The 22,553-nt window shown below is 41.9% G+C and carries 20 protein-coding genes; 13 read left to right on the top strand and 7 right to left on the bottom strand.

Annotation, left to right across the window (positions count from 1 at the left end; all coding sequences use genetic code 11):
• Positions 1 to 89 precede the first annotated feature (89 nt).
• Positions 90 to 1,514, bottom strand: coding sequence for a serine/threonine-protein kinase (locus tag H6F42_RS10360; RefSeq protein WP_199288979.1), 1,425 nt, complete (start codon positions 1,512 to 1,514; stop codon positions 90 to 92).
• A gap of 107 nt (positions 1,515 to 1,621) precedes the next feature.
• Here H6F42_RS10360 and H6F42_RS10355 point away from each other — a divergent pair, with 107 nt between their 5' ends.
• The 4 genes from H6F42_RS10355 (at position 1,622) to H6F42_RS10340 (ending at position 8,731) form a co-directional block, all read left to right on the top strand.
• The gene (locus tag H6F42_RS10355; protein WP_190399282.1) at positions 1,622 to 5,374 is read left to right on the top strand and encodes an N-6 DNA methylase; all 3,753 of its coding nucleotides are present in this window, start codon (positions 1,622 to 1,624) and stop codon (positions 5,372 to 5,374) included.
• 16 nt (positions 5,375 to 5,390) lie between these two features.
• Positions 5,391 to 6,386, top strand: a complete 996-nt coding sequence (locus tag H6F42_RS10350; protein WP_190399281.1) for an LdpA C-terminal domain-containing domain — start codon at positions 5,391 to 5,393, stop codon at positions 6,384 to 6,386.
• Positions 6,387 to 6,408: 22 nt separating this feature from the next.
• The gene (locus tag H6F42_RS10345; protein WP_199288978.1) at positions 6,409 to 6,618 is read left to right on the top strand and encodes a hypothetical protein; all 210 of its coding nucleotides are present in this window, start codon (positions 6,409 to 6,411) and stop codon (positions 6,616 to 6,618) included.
• A 355-nt stretch (positions 6,619 to 6,973) separates the two neighbouring features.
• Positions 6,974 to 8,731: a R3H domain-containing nucleic acid-binding protein gene (locus H6F42_RS10340; protein ID WP_190399280.1), complete on the top strand. Its 1,758-nt coding sequence runs from the start codon at positions 6,974 to 6,976 to the stop codon at positions 8,729 to 8,731.
• Positions 8,732 to 8,912: 181 nt separating this feature from the next.
• On the opposite strand, the gene H6F42_RS10335 is transcribed toward H6F42_RS10340, so the two are convergent.
• Entirely contained in the window at positions 8,913 to 9,365 is a 453-nt protein-coding gene (locus H6F42_RS10335; RefSeq protein ID WP_190399279.1) for a hypothetical protein, read from the bottom strand.
• 148 nt (positions 9,366 to 9,513) lie between these two features.
• On the opposite strand from H6F42_RS10335, the gene H6F42_RS10330 reads away from it, so the two are divergent.
• From H6F42_RS10330 to crtH, 6 genes are all read left to right on the top strand, one after another.
• The gene (locus tag H6F42_RS10330) at positions 9,514 to 9,687 is read left to right on the top strand and encodes a hypothetical protein (protein ID WP_190399278.1); all 174 of its coding nucleotides are present in this window, start codon (positions 9,514 to 9,516) and stop codon (positions 9,685 to 9,687) included.
• The gene (gene pyrE, locus H6F42_RS10325) at positions 9,657 to 10,220 is read left to right on the top strand and encodes an orotate phosphoribosyltransferase (protein ID WP_190399277.1); all 564 of its coding nucleotides are present in this window, start codon (positions 9,657 to 9,659) and stop codon (positions 10,218 to 10,220) included. The genes H6F42_RS10330 and pyrE overlap by 31 nt, the downstream gene beginning before the upstream one ends.
• Positions 10,221 to 10,399: 179 nt before the next feature.
• A complete protein-coding gene (locus tag H6F42_RS10320) occupies positions 10,400 to 11,419 on the top strand; it encodes a nuclease-related domain-containing protein (RefSeq protein ID WP_190399276.1) in 1,020 nt (339 codons plus the stop codon).
• 530 nt (positions 11,420 to 11,949) lie between these two features.
• Positions 11,950 to 14,865: a response regulator gene (locus tag H6F42_RS10315; RefSeq protein ID WP_190399275.1), complete on the top strand. Its 2,916-nt coding sequence runs from the start codon at positions 11,950 to 11,952 to the stop codon at positions 14,863 to 14,865.
• Between the two features lie 68 nt (positions 14,866 to 14,933).
• Positions 14,934 to 15,497: a bifunctional adenosylcobinamide kinase/adenosylcobinamide-phosphate guanylyltransferase gene (gene cobU, locus H6F42_RS10310; RefSeq protein WP_190399274.1), complete on the top strand. Its 564-nt coding sequence runs from the start codon at positions 14,934 to 14,936 to the stop codon at positions 15,495 to 15,497.
• A gap of 190 nt (positions 15,498 to 15,687) precedes the next feature.
• Positions 15,688 to 17,202: a carotenoid isomerase gene (gene crtH / locus H6F42_RS10305; protein WP_190399273.1), complete on the top strand. Its 1,515-nt coding sequence runs from the start codon at positions 15,688 to 15,690 to the stop codon at positions 17,200 to 17,202.
• Positions 17,203 to 17,250: 48 nt separating this feature from the next.
• Here crtH and H6F42_RS10300 read toward each other — a convergent pair whose 3' ends face one another.
• The 4 genes from H6F42_RS10300 to H6F42_RS10285 form a co-directional block, all read right to left on the bottom strand.
• The gene (locus H6F42_RS10300; RefSeq protein WP_190399272.1) at positions 17,251 to 17,475 is read right to left on the bottom strand and encodes a type II toxin-antitoxin system HicA family toxin; all 225 of its coding nucleotides are present in this window, start codon (positions 17,473 to 17,475) and stop codon (positions 17,251 to 17,253) included.
• Positions 17,472 to 17,687, bottom strand: coding sequence for a type II toxin-antitoxin system HicB family antitoxin (locus H6F42_RS10295; RefSeq protein WP_190399271.1), 216 nt, complete (start codon positions 17,685 to 17,687; stop codon positions 17,472 to 17,474). Before H6F42_RS10295 ends, H6F42_RS10300 begins: the two co-directional genes overlap by 4 nt.
• 140 nt (positions 17,688 to 17,827) lie before the next feature.
• Positions 17,828 to 18,511, bottom strand: coding sequence for a ribonuclease III (rnc, locus tag H6F42_RS10290; protein ID WP_190399270.1), 684 nt, complete (start codon positions 18,509 to 18,511; stop codon positions 17,828 to 17,830).
• A gap of 85 nt (positions 18,512 to 18,596) precedes the next feature.
• The gene (locus H6F42_RS10285; protein ID WP_190399269.1) at positions 18,597 to 18,869 is read right to left on the bottom strand and encodes an HNH endonuclease; all 273 of its coding nucleotides are present in this window, start codon (positions 18,867 to 18,869) and stop codon (positions 18,597 to 18,599) included.
• A 407-nt stretch (positions 18,870 to 19,276) separates the two neighbouring features.
• Here H6F42_RS10285 and H6F42_RS10280 point away from each other — a divergent pair, with 407 nt between their 5' ends.
• Positions 19,277 to 19,840 carry a Uma2 family endonuclease gene (locus H6F42_RS10280; protein ID WP_190399268.1) on the top strand — a complete coding sequence of 188 codons (564 nt, stop codon included), beginning with the start codon at positions 19,277 to 19,279 and terminating at the stop codon, positions 19,838 to 19,840.
• Positions 19,841 to 19,871: 31 nt separating this feature from the next.
• On the opposite strand, the gene H6F42_RS10275 is transcribed toward H6F42_RS10280, so the two are convergent.
• Positions 19,872 to 21,275 (bottom strand): protein kinase, encoded by a 1,404-nt coding sequence (locus tag H6F42_RS10275; protein WP_190399267.1) that lies wholly within the window; start codon positions 21,273 to 21,275, stop codon positions 19,872 to 19,874.
• Between the two features lie 230 nt (positions 21,276 to 21,505).
• On the opposite strand from H6F42_RS10275, the gene H6F42_RS10270 reads away from it, so the two are divergent.
• Positions 21,506 to 21,802: a hypothetical protein gene (locus H6F42_RS10270; RefSeq protein ID WP_190399266.1), complete on the top strand. Its 297-nt coding sequence runs from the start codon at positions 21,506 to 21,508 to the stop codon at positions 21,800 to 21,802.
• Positions 21,802 to 22,452, top strand: coding sequence for an HAD family hydrolase (locus H6F42_RS10265; RefSeq protein ID WP_190399265.1), 651 nt, complete (start codon positions 21,802 to 21,804; stop codon positions 22,450 to 22,452). The genes H6F42_RS10270 and H6F42_RS10265 overlap by 1 nt, the downstream gene beginning before the upstream one ends.
• Positions 22,453 to 22,553: the final 101 nt, after the last annotated feature.

The raw sequence follows: 22,553 nt of genomic DNA, 5'->3' as shown, positions 1-22,553 counted from the left end.
CGAAAGGATGATCTACAGCGCTTTGCGCTCAAAACTCAAACTACAAAGTGTGGCTTCGCTACATTTTGTAGTTTGAGTTTTGAGCAAAATTATTGACTCAAAAAGTCTAATATTTCTCCTAATATCCAATCCATTTCTTCTTTTTCCATCAAAATCGAATCAAAACGATGTTTGACTTCTCCTCGCCAAATGGCATAGTGAGTCGTTTTCTGCCCATTCTCACCCACAATCTCATCAAGCCCGATTCTGGTGATTTCTGAGTTATAGCCCCGTTCTCTACCTACCCTGATCCCCAATAGATGCCATGCAATCCGAAAGGTTTGGCGATCTATTTCGATTAATACATTGCCAATCAAGGCATAGACAAATAAAACGGCGCACATGAGCGACATTAACCCCACCACAAAAGCCGCAAATCCTAGAGGAATTTGGGAAAGCAGTCCCAAGGTATTGATGTGGGGAAGAATGAATTTATCTAAGCCCCAGTAAATCCCTGCGGCTAAGGCTCCAAATACCCATGTGAGTGGTCGATAGCCAAGGCTAGGAATTTTGAAAGTAAGGCGATCGCCTGTGCGTTCGTATTCAATTCGCGTATCTAGGGGCTTGAGTTTGCGAGCTTTTTCTACTTCTCCCGAGGCTTTCAAATTGGCAAGGTAACTATTGCCTACCCTATTACCTAATTGATTGCCTAATTGCGGCGTAAATACGCTCTTTCCTTCCAAAACTTCCAGCGCAAGACGTGCAGAGGTAAAGCGATCTTCGGCAACTGGGGCGATCGCTTGCTCTAGCCAATCCGCAAATTGAGGCGAGATATTCGTACAGGCGCGAACATCAATTTTCATGCGGCTTTGGGGCAAATCTGAAGGCGATCGCTGAGTTAGCAAAAATAGCAAAGTTGCGCCTAATCCATACAAATCGGAAGCACAGCTTGCCTGACCGCGAAACTGTTCGGGAGCCATGTAGCCATAGGTTCCGACAAAGGTACTACCTCCTGCGACTGTATTGCGGTAGATATCTTGGACTGCACCAAAATCGACAAGGGCGATCGCGCCATCGGGTCGCCGAATTAAGTTTTGAGGTTTCAGATCCCGATGGATGACTGGTGGTGTAAGTTCTTGCAGATAGCAGAGAATCTGCAAAATTTGGTTGGCTATGTCGATGACCGATGCTTCCGTCAGGCGTTGTGGAGCGAGAGTCGCTAGAGACTCACCGACTATTAGTTCTTGCACTAAATAAAATCGGCGATCGCTCTCAAGGTCAATATAAAAATAATCTAAATATTGGGGAATTTGCGGATGATGGAGACTGGCTAAAACCTTCGCTTCTCTTTCAAAGAGTTCAATCGCTTTCCATTGGCTAGCCTGTCGCAAAGAGAGTACTTTGATGGCGACATCGTGCTGACTTTGAATGTCGGCGGCGGCATAGGTAATTGCCATCCCACCTTTTCCTAGTAGGGAAGTAATCCTATAGCGATCGTGAATAATATCGCCGATATGATGCAGTTCTTCGATCATCTTTATTACTTTGAGGGCGTAACTTATACCTGTGCTATCGATTGGAGTTACAATTAACTGTAGCAGTTAAATAAAAACTAGATAAAATCAACTCACTACGGCATAACATGACTAGGTTTGAAGAGTTTGCATCTAATTTCTTTGAAATATTTATCAGAGATAAATCCAGTCAAAACTTTTATGAGGGTAAGACTTATTTAGAATATGTTGCCGAGCCTCAAACTAATGATGAAGATAATATAGTTGACACCAAGATTGTTTTGCCATTATTAACGACTTTAGGTTTTGAGTCTGGGGAGATTACCAAAAATCAAACAGGTGGGACTAAGGATAATTCACGTCCAGATTTTCAGGTTAAATTATCGGATGATTATCGCTGCTTTTTGGTTGAAGATAAGCATACTGCCTATGATCTGAGTAAACCTGAACCGTTGCAACAATTGGTAAGTTATGCGCCTAGTCGTGGCTATGGGTTGGGATTGCTTTGTAATGGTAGGTTGCTTTTAGGGTGGGATCTAGCCAATCCGACGATGCCGATTTTGGTTTTGCATTTAGATATTCAACAAATTGTGGAGACTTATCAAGGTCAAAACTTGCTTGCCAATTCACAGACGGGGATCGATGCTTTAACTTATGAGCAGTTGCAATCCTTAAAAGGTTTGTATCGGCGCTTTCATCGACAAAATTTTGAGGGCATTGATGTTTTAATTGCAGATATTGGTAAGTTACCTAGCGAATGGGAGCAGTCGGCTTATTCACAGACAAATAATCCTAATTTTGATGAATTATTAATTGAGGATTTGAAGCGAGGAATTGGATTGCTGGAGGAGGATGTTTTATATCAATTGGATTTGTTGTTGCAGGAATATGTTGACTACACCCAAGCGAAGTATTTGCCGAATGGGTCAGATCCTGATGATGTGCCGACGGAACCGAAAGTAATTACAGATTTACGCAAGCAGATTCTTAACTATTTGCGAGTGTCGGGGTTAAGTGAGGTTGATGATTATGATTGGGCTTCCGAGAAGTTGCTCGACTATGCTCAAAATTCAGTTGGTACGATTCGGCAATTAGCGGATAAGTTCTTGGCTCGTCTCAAAAAAGCGGAACAGAAACGCGAGTCTCAAATTAAGAAAAGTAATGGAATCAAGGCTGATCAATTGGATTTACTTTCGCCAATTTCAGAATCTAAGCAAAAGGAATTGGGAATTAATGTCAAGCGTCAAACCAAAATTACGAAACTAGATCCGAAACTACAGCAAAAGTTGCGGGAATATCAAGATCTGGTGATCGGTTGGCACGCATGGAGAGCCAGACAAAGTATTAAGCACGATCGCGCTATTAAGACACAGCAATTTTTTCAATCGTGGAAAGAATTGGTAACGAAAACAATTTTTCAAGATACGGACGATTTGAAATTAAAAGCAGAATTTGCGCGGCAAACTGCTTATGTGTATGTAATTCGCCTTTTGATGGTGCGGATTTGTGAAGATAAGGGGCTGATTAATCGTAAGTTTTCTGATGGTGGTTTTAAGAAATGGAAAGAGGTAGTTGAGCCAGAATATTTAGACTTTGCGAAAGGGATGTCGATGGATTATTTGTTGGAAATGTCCTATCGTTCGGCTCAAAGTATCTACGCGCATTTCTTTAGTAATGAGGATTTGTTTAACTGGTATCACATGAATCCCAATACTTTGATCAGGGTTTTACATATTCTGAATCGGTTTAATTTACAGGCGATCGATAGCGACATTATTGGTATGGTTTATGGTCGTTATGTAACTGAAGGTAAGCATGAGCAGGGGCGTTATTTCACACCTAGAAAGGTTGTGGAATATATGTTAGATAGTATTGGCTATACTTCTGATAATCCTGATATTCTGGATAAAAAATTGATCGATTTAGCGGGTGGTTCAGGAAGCTTTTTAGTCCACGCAGCAAGAAGGCTAATTGATTCCTATAGATCGAAAAAAGGTGAAATTCCGATTGGGAGTGTGCCTCTAATTATTCAGAAGGTGAAAACCTCTTTGTTTTGCATGGATATTAATCCATTTGCTTGTTATTTAGCCGAAACAAATTTATTAATTCAAGTGATTGATCTGCTTAAACAAGTGAAAGCTACAGGCAATCTTAGAGAATGTACGATAGATCGTTTTCATGTTTACAATACTGATTCATTATTGTTACCACAATCAGAAAATATTCGTTCAATTTTTCTCAATCCTGTCCTCGATTTAGAACTAAGCACTGTTTCAGAAATTAAAACTCTCACGGGTAAATTTGTAGATGGATTCGATTTTGTAGTGGGTAATCCTCCCTATGTTCGTGCAGAAGAACCTGATCAACTTGCATACAGACAGTTAATAGTTTCGCAGGGTAGATTTGAAACTTTGTATAAAAAATGGGATTTATTTATTCCATTTATTGAAATGAGCAAGCGATTACTAAAACCACAGACTGGTAGATTAGGAATCATTACTTCTAATGCCTATGAGAATGCACCCTACGCTGAACTATCTCGTCAAATGTTATGCAAAGAGATGACTTTGAAACAAATAGATTTCTTTGATAATGTGAGACTATTTTCTGATGCTGCGGTGAATAATGTGATTTTTATTGCTGAGAATAAAGCGCCTAGTTCTGAGAATAATTTAACAAGATTTTGGCATGGTGATGGGGAAAATTTGAGGAATCTTGCAAATCAAGACCAAGTTAATCAATTAGAACTAGGTGAAGAGATCTTTAGGCAGAAAAAGGTCGTCATTGATTTAGAGCAAACGATATTACTTGATGAGATTGTTTATATTAGTGAAGGTATGAACTTAGCTAGTCATGACAAAAAATATCCTAGTGAATTTACTAAAGATGATTTGATTTCTAACACTCAAGACGAATCACATCCTGTTAAATATATTGAGGGAAAAAATATAGGGACGTATCAAATTAACCAAGTTAGATATTTGGAATATGGAGAAAATTTACGCGCACCTTCAAGAATACGCAGACCAACTTTTCCAGAAATGTATTCATATAAACATATTGTTGTGGGGCATACAAGCGGTGCAACAATTGTCGATGCAGGATTCTTTAATCCCCATAGTGTAAGAGTTTTATTGCCTTGGTTTCATCTAATCAATATAGATAACAGATCTGTATCTCGTAGTTTGGTTGAAGCAAATAAAAAAACATCTCAAAGATTTTCTTTGCAATACATAATAGCAATTCTCAATTCTACACTTATTGACTCATTTATTGATGCTACGGGTGTAGGCACAAGAGATGAAACATTTTCTGATGATTTACGCAAAATTCCAATCAAAGATATTTCTTTGAGAAGACAGCAAGCATTTATAAAACGGGTTGACAATCTGATCGCTTGGAACTGGGAGATTTATAATTTTAGACAGTTGGGATATGAAATTAACTTTAAATACAACAATAATGAACCCAAAATAGAAGTAGATTTTTTAAAAGTACTACAACAAATTAATCCTAGTACTTGGAGCTTTTTAGATGCTGAGAACCGTAGATTTGAAGTGATTGGAGATCGCAACGAACAAATCACCAAAGTCAAAATCAAGGACGATAAGCTAATCATTGGAAGGAACTCTGAACTTTTACAGTCAGACAGCCCATTAGTTTTAGAATATTTAAAACAGTATTTGCCACAATTTGAAAGTCGAGGTCTAGCTTGGCAAAACCTGTTAACTGACGGCAAAATTCCCAAGACTGATAGTGATATTGCCAGTGTGTTTATAGAATGCGATCGCCTAACTGCCGAAATTAGGCAAAAAATAGAAGATATTCGCAATACCTATGAAGAGCTAGACGAGATGGTCAATAAGCTCTATGGGGTTTAGGTAGGAGTCAAAAACTATGGAAATTGAAGTTCTGCGATCGCACCAGTGGTTTAAGCTCATTTGTGGTGCGAGTTATCAACATTTACCCGCAATTCGGCATTTAGCGCTGATTTATACCCTCGCAGGAGCCGATTGTATTGATATGGCTCCCGATCCTGCGGCGATCGCTGCCGCTAGGGAAGGTATTGCCGCGGCAATGGATTTAGGCGCTACGCGATCGCCTTTGGTGATGGTTAGCTTTAACGATGGCGAAGACCCGCATTTTCGGAAGGCGATCTTTGATCCTGAGCTTTGCCCTGCTGATTGCAGCCGACCTTGCGAAAAAGTATGCCCCACCACTGCAATCAAATTTAGTAATGATTACAATGGGGTAATATCCAATCTTTGTTATGGGTGCGGTCGTTGCCTGCCCCTATGCCCAGTGCAGATTATCCACACTCGCGAACAGGTTTATATCCCTGAAGATATTTTTGATGAAGTACTTAACCAAAAAGTCGATGCGATCGAAATTCATACCCAACCCAATCGCACCCAAGAATTTGCCGCTTTCTGGCAACGCCTAAGCCCGATTATCCCCAAGCTCAAGTTAGTGGCGGTTAGCTTCCCCGATTGTGAAAATTTACATGATTATCTGCTCTCTTTGCTTGAGGGGATGCAGCCGAAACCGCGATCGCTAATTTGGCAAACCGATGGCAGACCGATGAGTGGTGATATCGGTGATGGGGCAACTAGGGCGGCTTTGCAACTGGGACAAAAAGTGCTGGATTTTCAACTACCCCTTGGCTTTGTGCAACTGGCGGGCGGAACTAATGCTAGTACTGTCCCCAAGCTCCGCCAAGCCTCTATCCCTGTCGCTGGCGTTGCCTACGGCAGTTATGCCCGTAAGATCGTCATGGATTTTCTCGAAGATTCAGGAGCCGAAATCCCCGATCGCCTCGAAGAGAAATCTTGTTTACTCTGGCAAGCCGTAGCGATCGCCAAGCAATTAGTTTCGCAAATTAAACAAATCTAAATAATTAAAGTATGGTGAAAATATGATCAACATTCAATTAGTTGAGAATCTTGTACAGGTTATTAGATCGCTTTCTTGGGAAGAAAGATTTTTGCTAGAGGAAAAATTGTTTTGGGAGTCCGCAGAGATATCAAGTAAAGAAATTGCAAAAATTGCGATGTTAGGAAATGCTTTTAAGTTTTTAGAAACAGAGCCAGATATTTATACCCTTGAAGATGGTCAGCCCGTATGATCTCTTTGCAAAAGGGTGATGTAATTGGCTTAAAGGTTGTTTCTAAAGTTCGGGTTACTAAGATTGTTACTCTTGAGCGGAAGCTAATTATCAGAAAGTTAGGCAAACTACAAAACTCTTACATTGCAAAATTGAATCAAACCATGATTGAGGCGTTTAAGTTGAATCCAGCTTCTCCCTCCCCTCTTAGTTGACCATTGCCTGAATAGCTACAATGGGGCTATCCCAACTTTTTTACTCTGGCAAGCCGTAGCGATCGCCAAGCAATTAGTTTCGCAAATCAAACAAGTCTAAAAGTTCTGCGAAGTAGCACTTTTAGCAATTAAACCTAACCGTAAAACCTTTAAAAAGCCTAATGGACTCCATCCGCAAGCAAGTTACAGACAACCTCGATCAACTTCTCGATATTCTGCCACCACGCATCAAAAATAGCCTTGAACTCTGCGGCGGGCTAGAACAACTTGTCGAAATTGTGATGGATCTAGGCAGGTTGCCAGAAGCGCGTTATTTTGACAGTACTAAATATTTAACCGATGACCCGATCACCAAAGAAGATTTAGCGATCTGCGTTAAGCAAGTGGGCGAATTTGGCGGCGATAATCGCGCAGGGATTGAGCGCACCCTGCACCGCATTAGTGCCATTCGTAATCGCAAAGGCGAAATTATTGGCTTAACCTGTCGGGTTGGTCGGGCTGTCTATGGCACGATCGCGATGATTCGCGACTTAGTAGAAACAGGCAAATCGATTTTACTCTTGGGTAAACCCGGCATGGGTAAAACTACGGCTCTGCGCGAGATTGCCCGTGTGCTTGCCGATGACTTGAATAAGCGCGTGGTGATTATTGACTCATCTAACGAAATTGCTGGTGATGGCGATATCCCTCACCCCGCGATCGGTCGGGCGCGTAGAATGCAAGTCTCTCAACCTGAATTGCAGCACCAAGTAATGATCGAAGCGGTGGAAAACCATATGCCTGAAGTAATCGTCATTGATGAAATCGGTACAGAACTGGAAGCTCTAGCCGCCAGAACGATCGCGGAACGGGGTGTGCAACTCGTCGGCACGGCACATGGTAATCAACTTGCCAATTTAATCAAAAACCCGACCCTTTCTGATTTGATCGGCGGTATTCAATCCGTTACCCTCGGTGATGAAGAAATGCGGCGGCGTGGCTTGCCTCAAAAGAGCATCCTCGAACGCAAGGCGCTACCCACCTTTGATATCGCTGTGGAAATGTGGGAGCGTTATCGTTGGGCAGTCCATGACGATGTGGCGGGAACCATTGATATGCTGCTGCGCGATCGTGACCCTGGTCGCCAAATTCGTTCCGTTAGCGACGGGGGCGAAGTAACTACCACTGAGGAGAAGCCCAAAAATCCTGAAGTGGTCAGAAATCCTGCGATTAAAGGGTGGCGAGCAACGGGTAAGCTCAAGCCCATTCCCCTTGATCCTCAAGTGCAAATGCGTCTAGAGTTAGCTGACTCCAGCAGCAAGGTTCCCGCGAGTACCGCTGCAAATCTCTCTAACAATGGCACGTCTAATGAATTGGAAGAGGAAGAATTTAACGAAACTGCGACTGTGTACGGCACGATCCAAGAGCGCTTCGGCACATTAAATGTCTATCTCTATGGAGTCAGTCGTCATCAAACGGAGCAGGTAATTCAATCCATCAATTTACCGATTGAAATTACTAAGGATTTGGATGAAGCGGATATTGTCTTGGCTTTGCGATCGCAAATTCGTACTAGTTCCAAAGTGCGTCAAGTTGCCGAGGCAAGGCAAATCCCGATTCACGCGATTAAAACTAGTACCCTTCCCCAAATCACTCGCGCTTTGCGGCGGATTTTGCATATCGACGAAAGCCCTGCGGATACGATTACCGACTTGAATATGTTTGCCTATGGTGATTCGGAAGATGAAATCGAAGCCCTTGAAGAAACTCGTCTAGCCGTTGAGCAGATCGTGATTCCTAAAGGTCAGCCCGTCGAGTTGCTGCCACGTTCTTCGGTAATTCGCCGTATGCAACATGAGCTAGTCGAGCATTACCAACTGCGATCGGAAAGCTATGGCGCTGAACCCAATCGCCGCCTCCGCATTTTTCCTAATGCATAATTAAAAACCTAAGAAGCGAGTTGCGGCGCTTCTTAGGTTCTTAGGTTGATTACCCAAAATAAAAGTGGCGGCGCGAAGCGCCGCCACTTTTATTTTTTTATCCTAAGCAGCCCTTTCATTGCTATGTAGGTAAAAATAATCCAGACTCAACACAAAAAACTTAATAGGGTAATTTAACCGATTACCACAGGGCAGGAACGGGTGCTGCTGGAGTCGCTGCTGGAGTTTCCACTCTAGGCGCAGGCACAGCAGGCTCTGGCTCTTCGGGAGCCGCACAAGCGTTAAATCCTTCAGCAAGCAAAGAGGAGCAATAGGAACTAGGTAAGTCACGGGTGCGAATAGTCGCATCACTAAGAGTTTGCATGTCCATCATGTCTCGATGAATTGCTCGTAAAGCATTTGACTGGCGCTCAATCCATTGATCCCTAAAAGTCGTTTGAATGTAGGGATTAGGCAAGTTAGGATCAGAAGTCATATCCAAGACTTTATTCTGTACCTGTGGATAGGTAGGAGGAAAGTTTCTCGGAAATTGATCTTGATCGGTGAGCAGGGGGTCGGCAAATGCAGCACCACTAGCGAGCAAAGTTGTTGCTGCTACGAGTGATGATGCTAGCCAAGAGAACCGAGTACTCATATAAATACACATCCTCACTATTGGACGCTGACTAATGTAGCAGATCCAGCCATAAATTGACTGATTTCCTAAAATTGTCAAAACCCCAAGTTAGGAATATTAGGGCAAAGCGTTGCTATTCCTACTTGTGGGGGAAGGGAGTAGCTACTTGGCAGTAAAACCAAAAGAGAGATGGGGTGCTTTGCGCCCCATCTCTCTTTTGGTTTTATTGAGCGACAGCTATGGCTATAAACTTAAAATTGCATTTACTAAAGTGCATTTACCTCAAAAATCAAAAGATAAATCAAAGTTGTGGAACATTCAAATCGCGAAAAATTATTAGACTTATTCTGTCGCCTTGCCTACAAAAGTGGTGACTTTACTTTATCTTCTGGTCAAAAAAGCACCTATTACATCAATGGTAAGTTAGTGACTCTACATCCCTTTGGGGGCTTGTGGACTGGTCAAGTTTTATTGTCGATGTTGCCAGAGGGAACGGGGGCTGTGGCAGGCTTGACTTTGGGGGCTGATCCTATTGTCAGTGCGGTGAGTGTCGTATCGGCTTATGAGAATAAGCCAATTCCTGCGTTGATTATTCGCAAGCAACCAAAAGGACATGGCACGGAAGCATGGATTGAGGGGCCACTGCTAGAGCCAAATACAAATGTAGTGGTCTTAGAGGATGTGGTGACTACTGGGCAATCGGCTTTGTTTGCGGTGGAGAAGTTGCGGAATGCGGGTTATACGGTGACCCATGTACTAACGCTAGTTGATCGCCAGCAGGGTGGTGCGGAGCTTTACGCGAAGGAGGGCTTACAGTTTGCCGCAGTTTTTCAGATTGGCGAAATTCAAAGCTACGCTAAATCGATTGGTTAATTAGCTTTCAATTGGCTCACCAGAAAAAAATTAAAAGTGTTGAAAAGCAACACTTTTAATTTTTTTCTGGATTTGAGTGAGAAATGACGCGATATGCTGTTTCTAATCTTGAGCTTGTAAAATGTAATGATGTCTAGATAGGAAATATCCTCTCTATTTAGGGGATATTGAGGGAAATAATGATTATTAAAGAATTAGAGCGTGCAGAAATTTCCGACAAATTTGGTCAAGCGGGACATTATGCTGAATCTCAGCTAGCTTTTTATCTAAAACGTGAATTTAAGGATGATCCGCAAATATTAGTTTTTAATAACTTGCGCTTTGAAAAGCAAGAAGATGCTTGTCAGCTCGATCATTTAATATTGCATCCCTACGGAATTATCATTATTGAAAGTAAGAGTGTAACTACCCGCGTAGAAGTAAATGAATTGGGGGAATGGAAACGTTGGTTTAATAATCAATGGCAGGGAATGCCTTCGCCAATTTTGCAAGCGCAGCGTCAAGGGAAGTTTCTTAAAGAGTATTTAGAAGATCATGTCGAATCTCTGCTGAATAAAATTTTGTTTGGAAGGCAAGCACATTTTACTAGAATGCCCATTGACATTTTAGTAGCAATTTCTGACTCTGGAATTATCAATCGTCCGCGAAATAATAAATTAGAAAATGTGGCAAAAGCTGATCAAATTTCTGAAAATGTAAAGGCGATTATATCGACCTATCGCAAGAAAAATAGTTTGTTGAGCTTGAGTTTAGATGTTGCTTATGAGTTTAATGCCGATGAAGTAATAAGGATTAGTAATTTTTTACTGTCACAACATAAACCAGTAAATATTAAATCTGCTAAGCAAAATTCAGAATCACTTCCCAAAAAGGATGTAAATTCTAAGGATTCTGTACAGATCACGGCAAAGGTTATAAATGTTGTTAATAAGCCAGTTATCAAGCCAATTGTTAAAAATAATGCAAAATTAGAGTCTGTAAATTTTCAACATAAATGTTCTCATTGTCAAAGCGGTAATATTTCCATTCTCTATGTTCACTCTTATTATTTTAAATGTCATGACTGTGGCAAAAATACATCTATAAAAAACATATGTTCAAGTTGTGCTGAAAAGACTAAGATTCGTAAGAATGGTTTACAGTTTTTTGTTGAATGTGAAAGATGTGAAACTTCAAAGCTGTTTCATACTAATAAGTAGCTAAATTTAGTTTTTAACTTACAAAATGGTCGCCATACTTTTGACGATTGTTACAAAAACGAAAGAGATATAGACTCTCTCATTTTTGTGTATTACAGATAAATTTTAAGAAATGGCAAAGCGCTGTAAGTAGAGCGAACTGTAAATTGGTATAAGAGATACAATCTCAACTATAGAAATCCTATTTAATTTGTGAGAAAGGCAAAGGGCGTAAGCCCCTTTTCATAAGCTTATGGTTATCGTGACTCATTTTAGAATGGCTATATAGCTAGCTCAGACAGCTTAAAAAAACTGTTTTTTTTAACCATTTAAGCTCTTAAATCATTTATAATTTTTATAGGGAATAATAAGTTTTTATATATTTAGGTAAATGTCCGTTTCATAACACAAGACATCTTTGAAAGTAAAAGAATCTATAATGGGGCATGATTCTCCAGCTAAAGTATCTTCGGGGGAAGGTTACAGCGTTGCTATTTGTTCAAGAATTAACGATTTAGCTATTAATTAATTACGGAAGACTGTACTTAAATATGACTATTAGCAGTAACACGGAAACTATTTTAGAGAAGATATTAGATCGTATTACTGATTTAACGCTTCAGATGCATAATACTTCAAATTTGGATGATTTGCTAGATATTACTGTACAAAAGACAAGGGGGATTTTGGAATGCGATCGCGTATTGATATATCAATTTTTACCCAATCATGATGGCGTAGTAATGGCAGAATCCGTAGGGGAACCTTGGATTCCCATTGCGGGAAATTTAATTAGCGATACTTGCTTGGCTCAAAACTGGAAGCAGCAATATCAAGAGGGGCGGATTAGCTTTATTGATGATATTGCAAATCATCCCACGCAGGAATGCTATGCCAATTTACTAACTAAAATGCAAGTAATGGCAAATGTTGTAGTTCCTATTGTAGGTATGAGGCAATCCTCATTAGAGTTATTTGGATTAATAATTGCTCATCAATGCGATCGCCCGCGTCAGTGGCAGCCCCATGAAATAAGTGTTTTAAAAAATATTGCGGCTCAACTAGGCAATTCTCTTAAAAATATCATTGAGAATATTACGGCGCGTAAAAACATGGAAGCAGCCTTGCGGGAGAGTGAAATTCGCCAAAGAGCAATCCTTGACACGTTTCCAGATTTGTTACTCAGAGTAAATCGTGAAGGATATTGCTTGGATTTTATGAATCAGGCTACTCATAAAAACGAATCGGAAAGCTTTGTTTCTATTCAAAATCATCTATCAGAAGTTTTACCCCCAGATCTTCTAGAAATGCAACTTCAGGCGATTGATAGAGCGATCGCGACGAAAAAACTGCAAATCTATAACCATCAATTGATGAAATTTGACCAAATCGCCTATGAAGAGATTAGAGTTGCGCCCATCAATGACAACGAAGCTTTGGTAATCGTGCGGGATATGACATCGCAAGTGAAGCTAGAGCAAAAACTTGAGCAGATCTCTCGCAATATTCCAGGCGTTATTTATCAATATCGTCTCCGACCTGATGGTAGTTCCTATTTCCCCTATGCCAGTCAGGGAATTCGCGATATTTATGGAGTTACTCCTGAAGAAGTGCGACAAGATGCATCTTCAGTCTTTCAAGCGATCCATCTCGATGACATCAATTTAGTCGGTGATTCCATTCAGGAATCCGCGCAAAATCTGACAATTTGGCAATGTGAATATCGAGTACGTTTTGCCGATGGACGCATCATCTGGTTGCATGGACATGCGACTCCAGAGCGTGAACCCGATGGCAGCACCTTATGGCATGGCTATATCAAAGAGATTACCAATTGGAAGCAAGCAGAAATCAATTTGAGAAAAAATGAAGCAAAACTACGCGAAGCCTACGCCGAACAGAATGCTCTTTTTGCGGCGATGTCTGATGTGGGACTAGTTCGGAATGCGTCAGGAAACTGCATTAAAGTAGTGCCAACCAATCTCGAAAATCTACTAGGTACTCCTGAGGAAGTTGTAAATAAGTCAATTGAAGAAGAACTACCTGAAACTGCTGCGAATACAATTAGAAGAGCCGTGAAGGAATCGTTAGAAACAAAAAAAATAGTCAGCTGTGATTACAGCCTCGTACTAAATGGTCGAGAAATTTGGTTTGCCGCTAATATTTCGCCTATCACTGATGATAAGGTTATTCAAGTAGCCAGAGACATTACAGAAAGGAAACAAGCGGAGTTGATATTGGCGCAAGCTAAGGAAGCTGCGGAATTAGCAACTAGATCTAAAAGTGAGTTTCTGGCTAATATGAGCCATGAAATTCGTACTCCCATGAATGGTGTCATTGGGATGGCGGAGCTATTAGCCACTACGCCTTTAAATTTTGACCAAAAAGACTATGTTCAGACGATTCAAGATAGTGGCAATATTTTGCTCTCCATTATCAATGATATTCTGGATTTCTCTAAAATTGAAGCAGGAAAATTAGAATTAGATAAGCGTCCTTTTGTACTTATAGATGCCGTGCAGTCTGTTTGCCATCTGTTAAGCAAACAGGCTACGGCTCAAGAGACGACCCTTGTTTTGGCGATCACCCCTGATGTACCCACCCAAATCATCGGTGACCTTGCGAGGATAAGCCAAATTTTGATTAATCTCGTTGGCAATGCCATTAAATTTACGGAAAAAGGTAAAGTTACGCTAACTATCAAAAGTCTGGCATCTTCTCAGATGTTACTATTTGCCGTCCAAGATACTGGGATTAGCATCTCTAAAGATCTGATAGATCGACTATTTCGACCCTTTGCCCAAGGGGATGCTTCCATTAATCGCAAATATGGCGGTACTGGCTTGGGGTTAGCCATTTGCAAGTATTTAGTTGGATTTATGGGTGGTTCCATTTGGGTGGAGAGTCGGGGAGAAATTGGCGGCGAACCACCTAGGGACTGGGAAAACCTCCAGAAGCCTGAAGAGCAAGGTTCTACTTTCTACTTTACGATCGCTTTATCAGATGTTACTAATGACGACCGCCTTCCTCTATCAATAATCAAAAAGAGCAACTATGATGTAGAACGAATGGCTGAAGCATTCCCTTTGCAAATTTTATTAGTGGAAGACAATCCTGTAAATCTAAAAATAGCTACGCTCATGCTCAAGAAGTTTGGGTATTCGGTGGAAACTGCTAGCAATGGAGTAGAAGCCTTACAAAAGGTTGCTACCAAAGCCTATGACCTAATTTTTATGGATGTGCATATGCCAGAAATGGATGGCTTAACGGCTACGAGGTTAATTCGACAGCTTCAGTCTTTGCCATCCCAACCGCATATCGTAGCGATGACGGCAAATGTGATGCCCGAAGATCAGACTAATTGCTTTGAGGTGGGCATGAATGACTATATGAGTAAACCCATTCGCAGTGAAGAAATTAAGCGGGTTTTGATATCAGTTAAAGACAAAGGACACGCAGTAAAATAAAGAATCAATTTTTGATGCTGCCTTGCAGCATCAAAAATTGATTCTTTAGAAACTTTAGTTATTTAATCATGATTACTCTCGTAACAGGCGCAACTCGCTCAGGCAAAAGCGAATGGGCGGAACTATTGGCAAAGCGATCGCAAAAGCCTGTAATTTACATTGCCACGGCTTCGCGCTACGCCGATGATGCGGAATGGGAAGCAAGGTTGCAAAAACATTGCGATCGCCGCCCCCCAGAGTGGCAAACTCTTGAAGTTCCGAGGGAACTAGCCCAAAGTCTATTTGAAATCAATAATCCCGTTATTAAATCCGAGCCATATCCCTATGTGTTGGTAGATTCGTTAGGAACTTGGCTAGCTAATCTATTGGAATTAAATGAAGAAGCTTGGACAAAAATAGAAAGAGAACTTTTGCAGGTCATCCAAACTAGTCAGGTTGATATCACTTTTGTGTCAGAAGAGGTGGGCTGGGGCATCGTGCCAGCCTATGAATTAGGTCGTCAGTTTCGCGATCGCCTTGGTGGTCTCAGTCGTAAAATTGGGGCGATCGCCGATGTGGTTTATCTAGTCACAGGTGGTCATGCCCTTAACTTGACTCAATTAGGCGAAAGATTAATAAGTACCTCGGCTTAAGCTGAGTCGCCTGCGAAGCGGGCGACTCAGCTTGTTTTGGTTTTATAGCTAAAACCCAATAAGAGAATTGCGGCGCGAAGCGCCGCAATTCTCTTATTGGGTTTTGATAAAGTCAGCCGAAGGCTGACTTTCAAAACTTGCAGCGCAAAGCGCTGTAATATTAATGAGAGGTCTTAGATTAAGAAATGTAATGGCGCAAACACTCGATGCGGATGTAATTGTGATTGGCTCAGGGATTGGTGGCTTAGTCACCGCCACCCAATTAGCAGTAAAGGGGGCAAAAGTACTTGTTCTAGAACGCTACTTAATTGCGGGTGGTAGTGGCGGCTATTTTGAGCGCAATGGTTACCGCTTTGATGTGGGCGCTTCGATGATCTTTGGCTTTGGCGATCGCGGCACGACCAACTTACTCACCCGTGCGCTTGCCGCCGTGGGTATGCAAATGGAGACCATTCCCGATCCTGTGCAGATTCATTATCATTTACCGAATAATCTCGAAATTGAAGTCCATCGCGACTATGAGCAGTTTCTTCAAGAATTAGGCGATCGCTTTCCCCATGAGCGTGAGGGAATTCGCCAGTTTTACGATGAATGTTGGAAAATCTTTAATTGCTTAAATGCGATCGAGTTGCTATCCCTTGAGGAATGGCGCTATCTAATGCGCGTATTTTTCCAGAATCCCTTTGCTTGCATTGGCTTAGCCGCCTATCTACCCCAAAATGCGGGAGACATTGCTAAAAAATATATTCGCGATCGCGAGTTACTGCAATTCATTGATATGGAATGCTACTGCTGGTCAGTGGTTCCTGCCGAGCGTACCCCCGCCATCAATGCAGGAATGGTCTTTAGCGATCGGCACTATGGCGGCATTAACTACCCCAAGGGCGGCGTAGGTAAGATTGCTGAAAAGCTAGCTGAAGGCTTGGACAAAGCGGGCGGTGAAATTCGTTATGGCGCAAGGGTAACCCAGATTATCCCCAAGGCAAAATCTAGCACAGGGGCGATCGGGGTAAAACTTGCCAATGGCGAAATTCTCTATGCCAAGAAAGTGGTCTCTAATGCCACCCGTTGGGATACCTTTGGAAACTTGCTCAAGGACGAACCCTTACCCAGTGGCGAAAAGGGATGGCAAGATCGCTATCAAAAGTCCCCTAGCTTCCTCAGTTTACATCTCGGCGTTGAAGCCTCCGCCATTCCCGATGACGCAGCCTGTCATCATATTCTGCTCGAAGATTGGAACGATATGCAGAAGGAACAAGGCACAATTTTCGTGTCAATTCCCACCCTACTTGATCGCTCTCTTGCGCCAGAAGGTTATCATATTGTGCATACTTTCACCCCTAGTTGGCTCAGCGAATGGGAAGGCTTATCACCATCAGAGTATGAGCTTAAAAAGAATGAAGCCGCTCAAAAATTAGGCGATCGCCTATTAGCAATTTTTCCTAAACTAGAGATTTGTCTAGACTATCAAGAAGTTGGCACACCGCGCAGCCATCGCCGCTTTCTCGGTCGGATGGATGGAACTTATGGTCCCATTCCCACGGGTAAGCCTTGGGGACTTTTAGGAATGCCCTTCAATAAAACTTCCATTCCCGATCTTTACTGTGTCGGCGACAGCACTTTCCCCGGGCAGGGATTAAATGCAGTAGCTTTTTCAGGCTTTGCCTGTGGGCATATCGTCGCCGCAAATTTAGGATTAGTCTAGTGAGAAAGATTTACAAAATGGCATTGCCATTTTGTAAATCTTTCTCACCTATAGCAAGTCTCTAAGTTCATCTCTTGTAATCTGACAATCTCTCAGAATTTGTGAAAGTAGTCCAGTTCCGATATCTTCACCAGAATGAACTGGAACTACTGTACGTCTGCCTTCCGAATGAATAAGAATATGATGACTCCCTTTTACTCGCACCACCTCGAAGCCTATTTTCTGGAGAGCTTTGATTAGTTGGTTTCCTGTCAATCTTGGCAGCTTGCTCATACTTCTACTAAAATTTTCTGTATACCTACAAATTCTGGAAATGGGCTGTCTTGGTTCTCGAATTCTAAGCATAGTTCTGCTGCCTCTTGGATACGTTCCATGAGAATATCAAGGGATTTTGCTTGGGTATGGCAGCCTCTCAAGTTAGGAATTGAGGCGACAAAATATCCATCAGAGTCTTTTTCGATGACAACGTTAAATTCTCTAATCATTTTTAACAAACTCGCTTATCTTGATTTACCTAAGTTGCTTTCAGGCTATTGCCCTAGTCTACTATAGGTTAACGAATATTATGGCGATCGCTAAAATACCCAAACCAGTCAAAATGCTAATTGCTTTTGGAATTGAGTATTTAAAGCAATCCTCGTTTTTTCAGTTTAGCTAGTGCGTCCGCAGCAGCTTCTTTTTCTGCATCTTTCTTGTTGCGACCCTTGCCTTCACCGTAAATTTTGCCGTTAACGTACACTTTCGACAGAAATTCTGGAGCGTGAGACATTCCTCCTACCTGTTCAGTTTCATATTTTGGAGGAGTTGTTTCTCCATTTGCTTGCACAAATTCTTGAAGCTTATTCTTGGAATCTATACTTGAGCGAACAACCATGACATCCTTGGGTACAGAGTCAAATAGTTGTTGTACTAGAGGGCGAAGTATATCGATATTACGTTGATTATCTAAGTAGTAAGCGCCAACAACTGCTTCAAATGTACTACTCAGAATATTAGGGTTGGTATAACCTCCTTCTCTTTTAGCTCCTTCTCCCAAACGAATTCTAAAATCAAGTCCGACTTCAGTGGCAAATCGAGCAAGCTGTTTTTCATCTACAAGCGCAGAACGTCTCCGAGTCATTTCATCTTCTGCCATTTCAGGGTTCTGCTCATATAGATATTCTCCACTAATAAAATTAAGAATGGCATCGCCAAGAAATTCTAATCTTTCATTATGTCCAGATTCATCGAAGCTTTCATTCACAAAAGATCGATGAGTAAGCGCACGACGAAGTAATTTTTCGTCATTAAAAATCAAAAGTTTATGCATTTTTGTTGAGTTTATTTGTTAGAAATATAGTTCTCGAAACCAACTAAAACCTAAATATAAAGTCTAGGTTTTAGTTGATCAAAAGTTATTTGCCAGATTTGTTCAAAGACGAACTTCTGTATCTTTGATCAGGTGGAAATAGGCTGTTACCGCGTGAGCCATTACATTGACAACAAGCAAGGCGTAAATTCTCTGGATTGTTCGATCCACCTTTACTTGAGGGGAGCAAGTGATCAAGGGTAAGTTGCTCAAATGGTAAATCTTGCCGACACCAAAAACAAACTAAACCAAAGCCCCAATCATTTGCAAGCAGACGTTTTACGGCATCTTTTTGCTTCTTAGTCATTTGCTTAGGCATTTTAAAAAACTCCGTTAAATAATGTTTAACAGGCTTGAAATATCAAATTGCCAGATATGTAGAAAAATCGCGTTTATATAGCGCGTCTCTTTAAAGTATTTGACCGTAAACGTCTTAAGCATAATACCTGTAAATATCAGTTCAGCGCATACTCAGTATGTTGAACCAGTACTTTAGTTAGAGGTGCAATCTGCATTTTCTAGCTAGTGCGGAGTCAAAACAACGATCATGCACTGAACTGAGAGACACAGGTGTTATGCTTAAGACGTATACCCAAATATTGAATATTTCAATCTTGAATTAATTAAACCAGTTCATATTTTAGTTTGTCAATGGTTTTAGTAAAGATTTTGCAAAACGCAAAATATAAATATGAATCGTTTATATTGACTTTTGAGGTTAAAAATATGATTGCCGTACCTGACTATCCCAAACTATCACCCGATGAATATTTTGAATGGGAAGCTAAGCAAGAAATCCGCTATGAATATATTAATGGTGATGTATTTGCGATGGCAGGTGGAACGATCGCCCATAGTCTGGTGGCGGCTAATTTAATTGCTTTGCTGCGCCCGCATTTGCGCGGCAAAAACTGTCGGGTGCTAGGTTCCGATGCCAAGGTGGGAATTTCGCCTAGTGGTGAGTTTTTCTATCCTGATTTGCTGGTGACTTGCGACGATCGCGATCGCAATTCTGCTAAGGCAGTATTTTATCCAAAACTAATCATTGAAGTTTTGTCACCCAGTACTGAGGCTTACAATCGTGGCGGTAAGTTTTCCCGTTATCGACAGTTATCGAGCTTAAGAGAATATGTTTTAGTCGCTTCAGAACAGATTAATATTGAAGCTTTTCGGCTGAATGAGCGGGGGAAATGGGAGCTAACACCCTATGAACAAGGGGACTTGGTGCAATTTACTAGTATTGATTTTGAGTGTGCGATCGCCGCAGTTTATGAAGATGTCGATTTCTAAATAAGAAAGGGACGCAAAGCGTCTTTCTCTCTTAATTTTTTGTTCTCCATTCATCTAAAAACTCATTAATTTCCTGCTGTAGCCATTCCTTTTCTACACGACTTAAGCCCGACCCAAACTTGTGCGAATAAACCCCTTGATTGAGACATACCTGCATCACAGGTTGGTTATTAACTTCATAGAAGCTCCTTAACTCAACGGGGCGTAAATCGAGAGTCTTGCCGTTGACTTGGCGCTTGATGCCTAGTACATCCCAGACTATACTAAAATGGCGATCGCCGATCATGAGATGGACTTTGCCAAAGACAGAAGATAGACCAACATAGGCGCAACCAACACCCACAAGCCAAAAGGGAATTGAAAATAAAGAGAAGACTCCAACCCTCGAAGCGAGAGAAGTCCACATTAAGAGAAACCCATTCCAGAAGATCGCAAATAACAAAATCCCGATCCCATCCCCCCGCCAGTAGGAGGGCGGAATATTAATTTCCAGAGAATGATCATTTTTTTTGAGGTCAATTCGACTGCCCAAAGGCTTTTCGTAGCGACGTTTAACGGGAGTGGGATTACCCGCCAGCGAAAGCTTGACTTCAATTTCACGGATACGGCGATCAAGGGAGGAAATTGCTTCCTTTCTTAAAGCGTTTAAAGCTTGTCTGGCATTGCTAAAGCGATCCTCGATCGCTGGTTCAATCATGTGGTCGATCCAATCGGCAAAGTGTGCGGAAATATTTACAGAACTCCGAAAATCTATCTTAAATTTCACTTCAGGTAAATCCGCAGGCGATCGCCCCGTGAGCAAAAACAAAATCGTCGCCCCCAAAGCATAGAGATCGGTTGCAGGAATCGCTTTACCGCGAAACTGCTCGGGGGGCATATATCCATAGGTTCCGACAATAGTACTACCGCTTACTTGTGTATTGCGATAGGTATCCTGTACCGATCCAAAATCTACGATCGCAATTTTGCCATTGGGTTTTAGCAGAATATTTTGGGGTTTAATATCGCGATGGATGATCGGTGGCTTGAGTTCATGAAGATAGATTAAAACTTCCAGCACTTGCTCCGCTATAGATTTGATATCCTCTTCCGTCCCATGCCAGCCCTCGACAATGGCTTGAGCAAGCGATCGCCCATCCACTAATTCCTGCACCAGATAAAAATCGCGATCATGATCGCGATCAATTTGAAAATAATCTAAATATCTGGCGATCGCAGGATGATCTAGTTGGGCTAACACCTTAGCTTCCCGCTCAAATAGCTCTAGGATTTTCCATTCATTAACGCGCCGAAAAGATAGGGTTTTGAGGGCTACGCAATCGCCAGTTTGCTGATCTTCAGCAGCATAGGTAATCCCAATGCCACCTTGACCGAGGATACTCGTAATACGATAACGAGATTGAATAGTTTCGCCGATCTGGTGCTGTTCTGTCACAAGCTTTTTCACCTCAACACAAATCTATTCACTATCTTATCTCTGTCGCTCAAGGTATAGCGCTTTGCGCCCAAAGAAATGAAAGGCGGTACGCAGTGCCGCCTTTCATTTCTTATCCTCAAGAAGAATGAGAGGAAGCGTTGCGAAGCAACGCTTCCTCTCATTCTTCTTGGTTTGGGTTTGAGCGCAAAGCGCTGTAATGTAAGTGACTACAGCTATAATTATTGACTATGGAAACCAATCATGCGCTGACGTTAATTTTGGGTGCGATCGCTGTCGGTACGGCAATCTGGGCAACATCGGCAATTTTAGAAATACTCGCAAAATTAGTGGGAAAATTTGCGATCGCCGCCATATCTTTAGTCTTGGTGGGGATTTATCTCAAGGTATATGTTGGTGTAGATATTTGGCAAAGCCTCATTGATTGCGGTGAAGTAATCGTGTCCGCCCTTGGACAAGTTGGACAGGCGATGGGTGATTTATTTTCGCAAGTAACTACAGCCGCCAGTGAAAAAATAAACTTTTAATGAATACTGTCCTATTTGATTTAGATGGAACCTTGACTGATCCCAAAATCGGGATCACCACCTGTATTCAATACGCCCTAGAGCAACTTGGCTACCAAGCACCCGAAACCGATGATTTATTGTGGTGTATTGGTCCCCCACTCACCGTTAGTTTTGCCCAATTAATGCAAATTGATGATCCTGCCTTAGTTGCGATCGCGATTAGCCATTATCGCGATCGCTTTGCGACGGTCGGGTTATATGAAAATTTGCTTTATCCCGATATCCCCAAAATCCTGCAAAGCATCCGCGATCATGGTTATCAAATCTTTCTGGCAACATCAAAACCCCATGTTTACGCTAAACGCATTATCGAACATTTTGCGTTGACTCCTTGGTTTGATGGCATCTATGGGAGCGAGTTAGATGGTACACGCAGTCACAAAGCCGAACTAATTAGCTATATTATCCAGTCGGAAAGCTTATCTACTAACCAGACAATCATGGTGGGCGATCGCTATCATGATGTGGTGGGCGCAAAGCAAAATCAACTTTTCGCGATCGGTGTGACCTATGGCTATGGGACAGAAGCAGAACTAAGCGATCATGGCGCAGATCTCATCGCTAACTCCCCTCTAGAAATAGCCCAAATTTTACAGAACTTCAAATAGAGAAAGGCGGCGCATTGCGCCGCCTTTCTCTATATAGCTGTTGCCATTCTTGTTAAGACACAAAACCAGAAGCGAGTTGCGGCGCTTCGCGCCGCAACTCG

Origin of the sequence: Pseudanabaena sp. FACHB-1998 (assembly GCF_014696355.1) — a bacterium.
Classification (GTDB): Bacteria; Cyanobacteriota; Cyanobacteriia; order Pseudanabaenales; family Pseudanabaenaceae; genus Pseudanabaena.
Note: the sequence above shows the minus strand (reverse complement) of the source record. Positions and strands in the feature narration are given on the sequence as shown.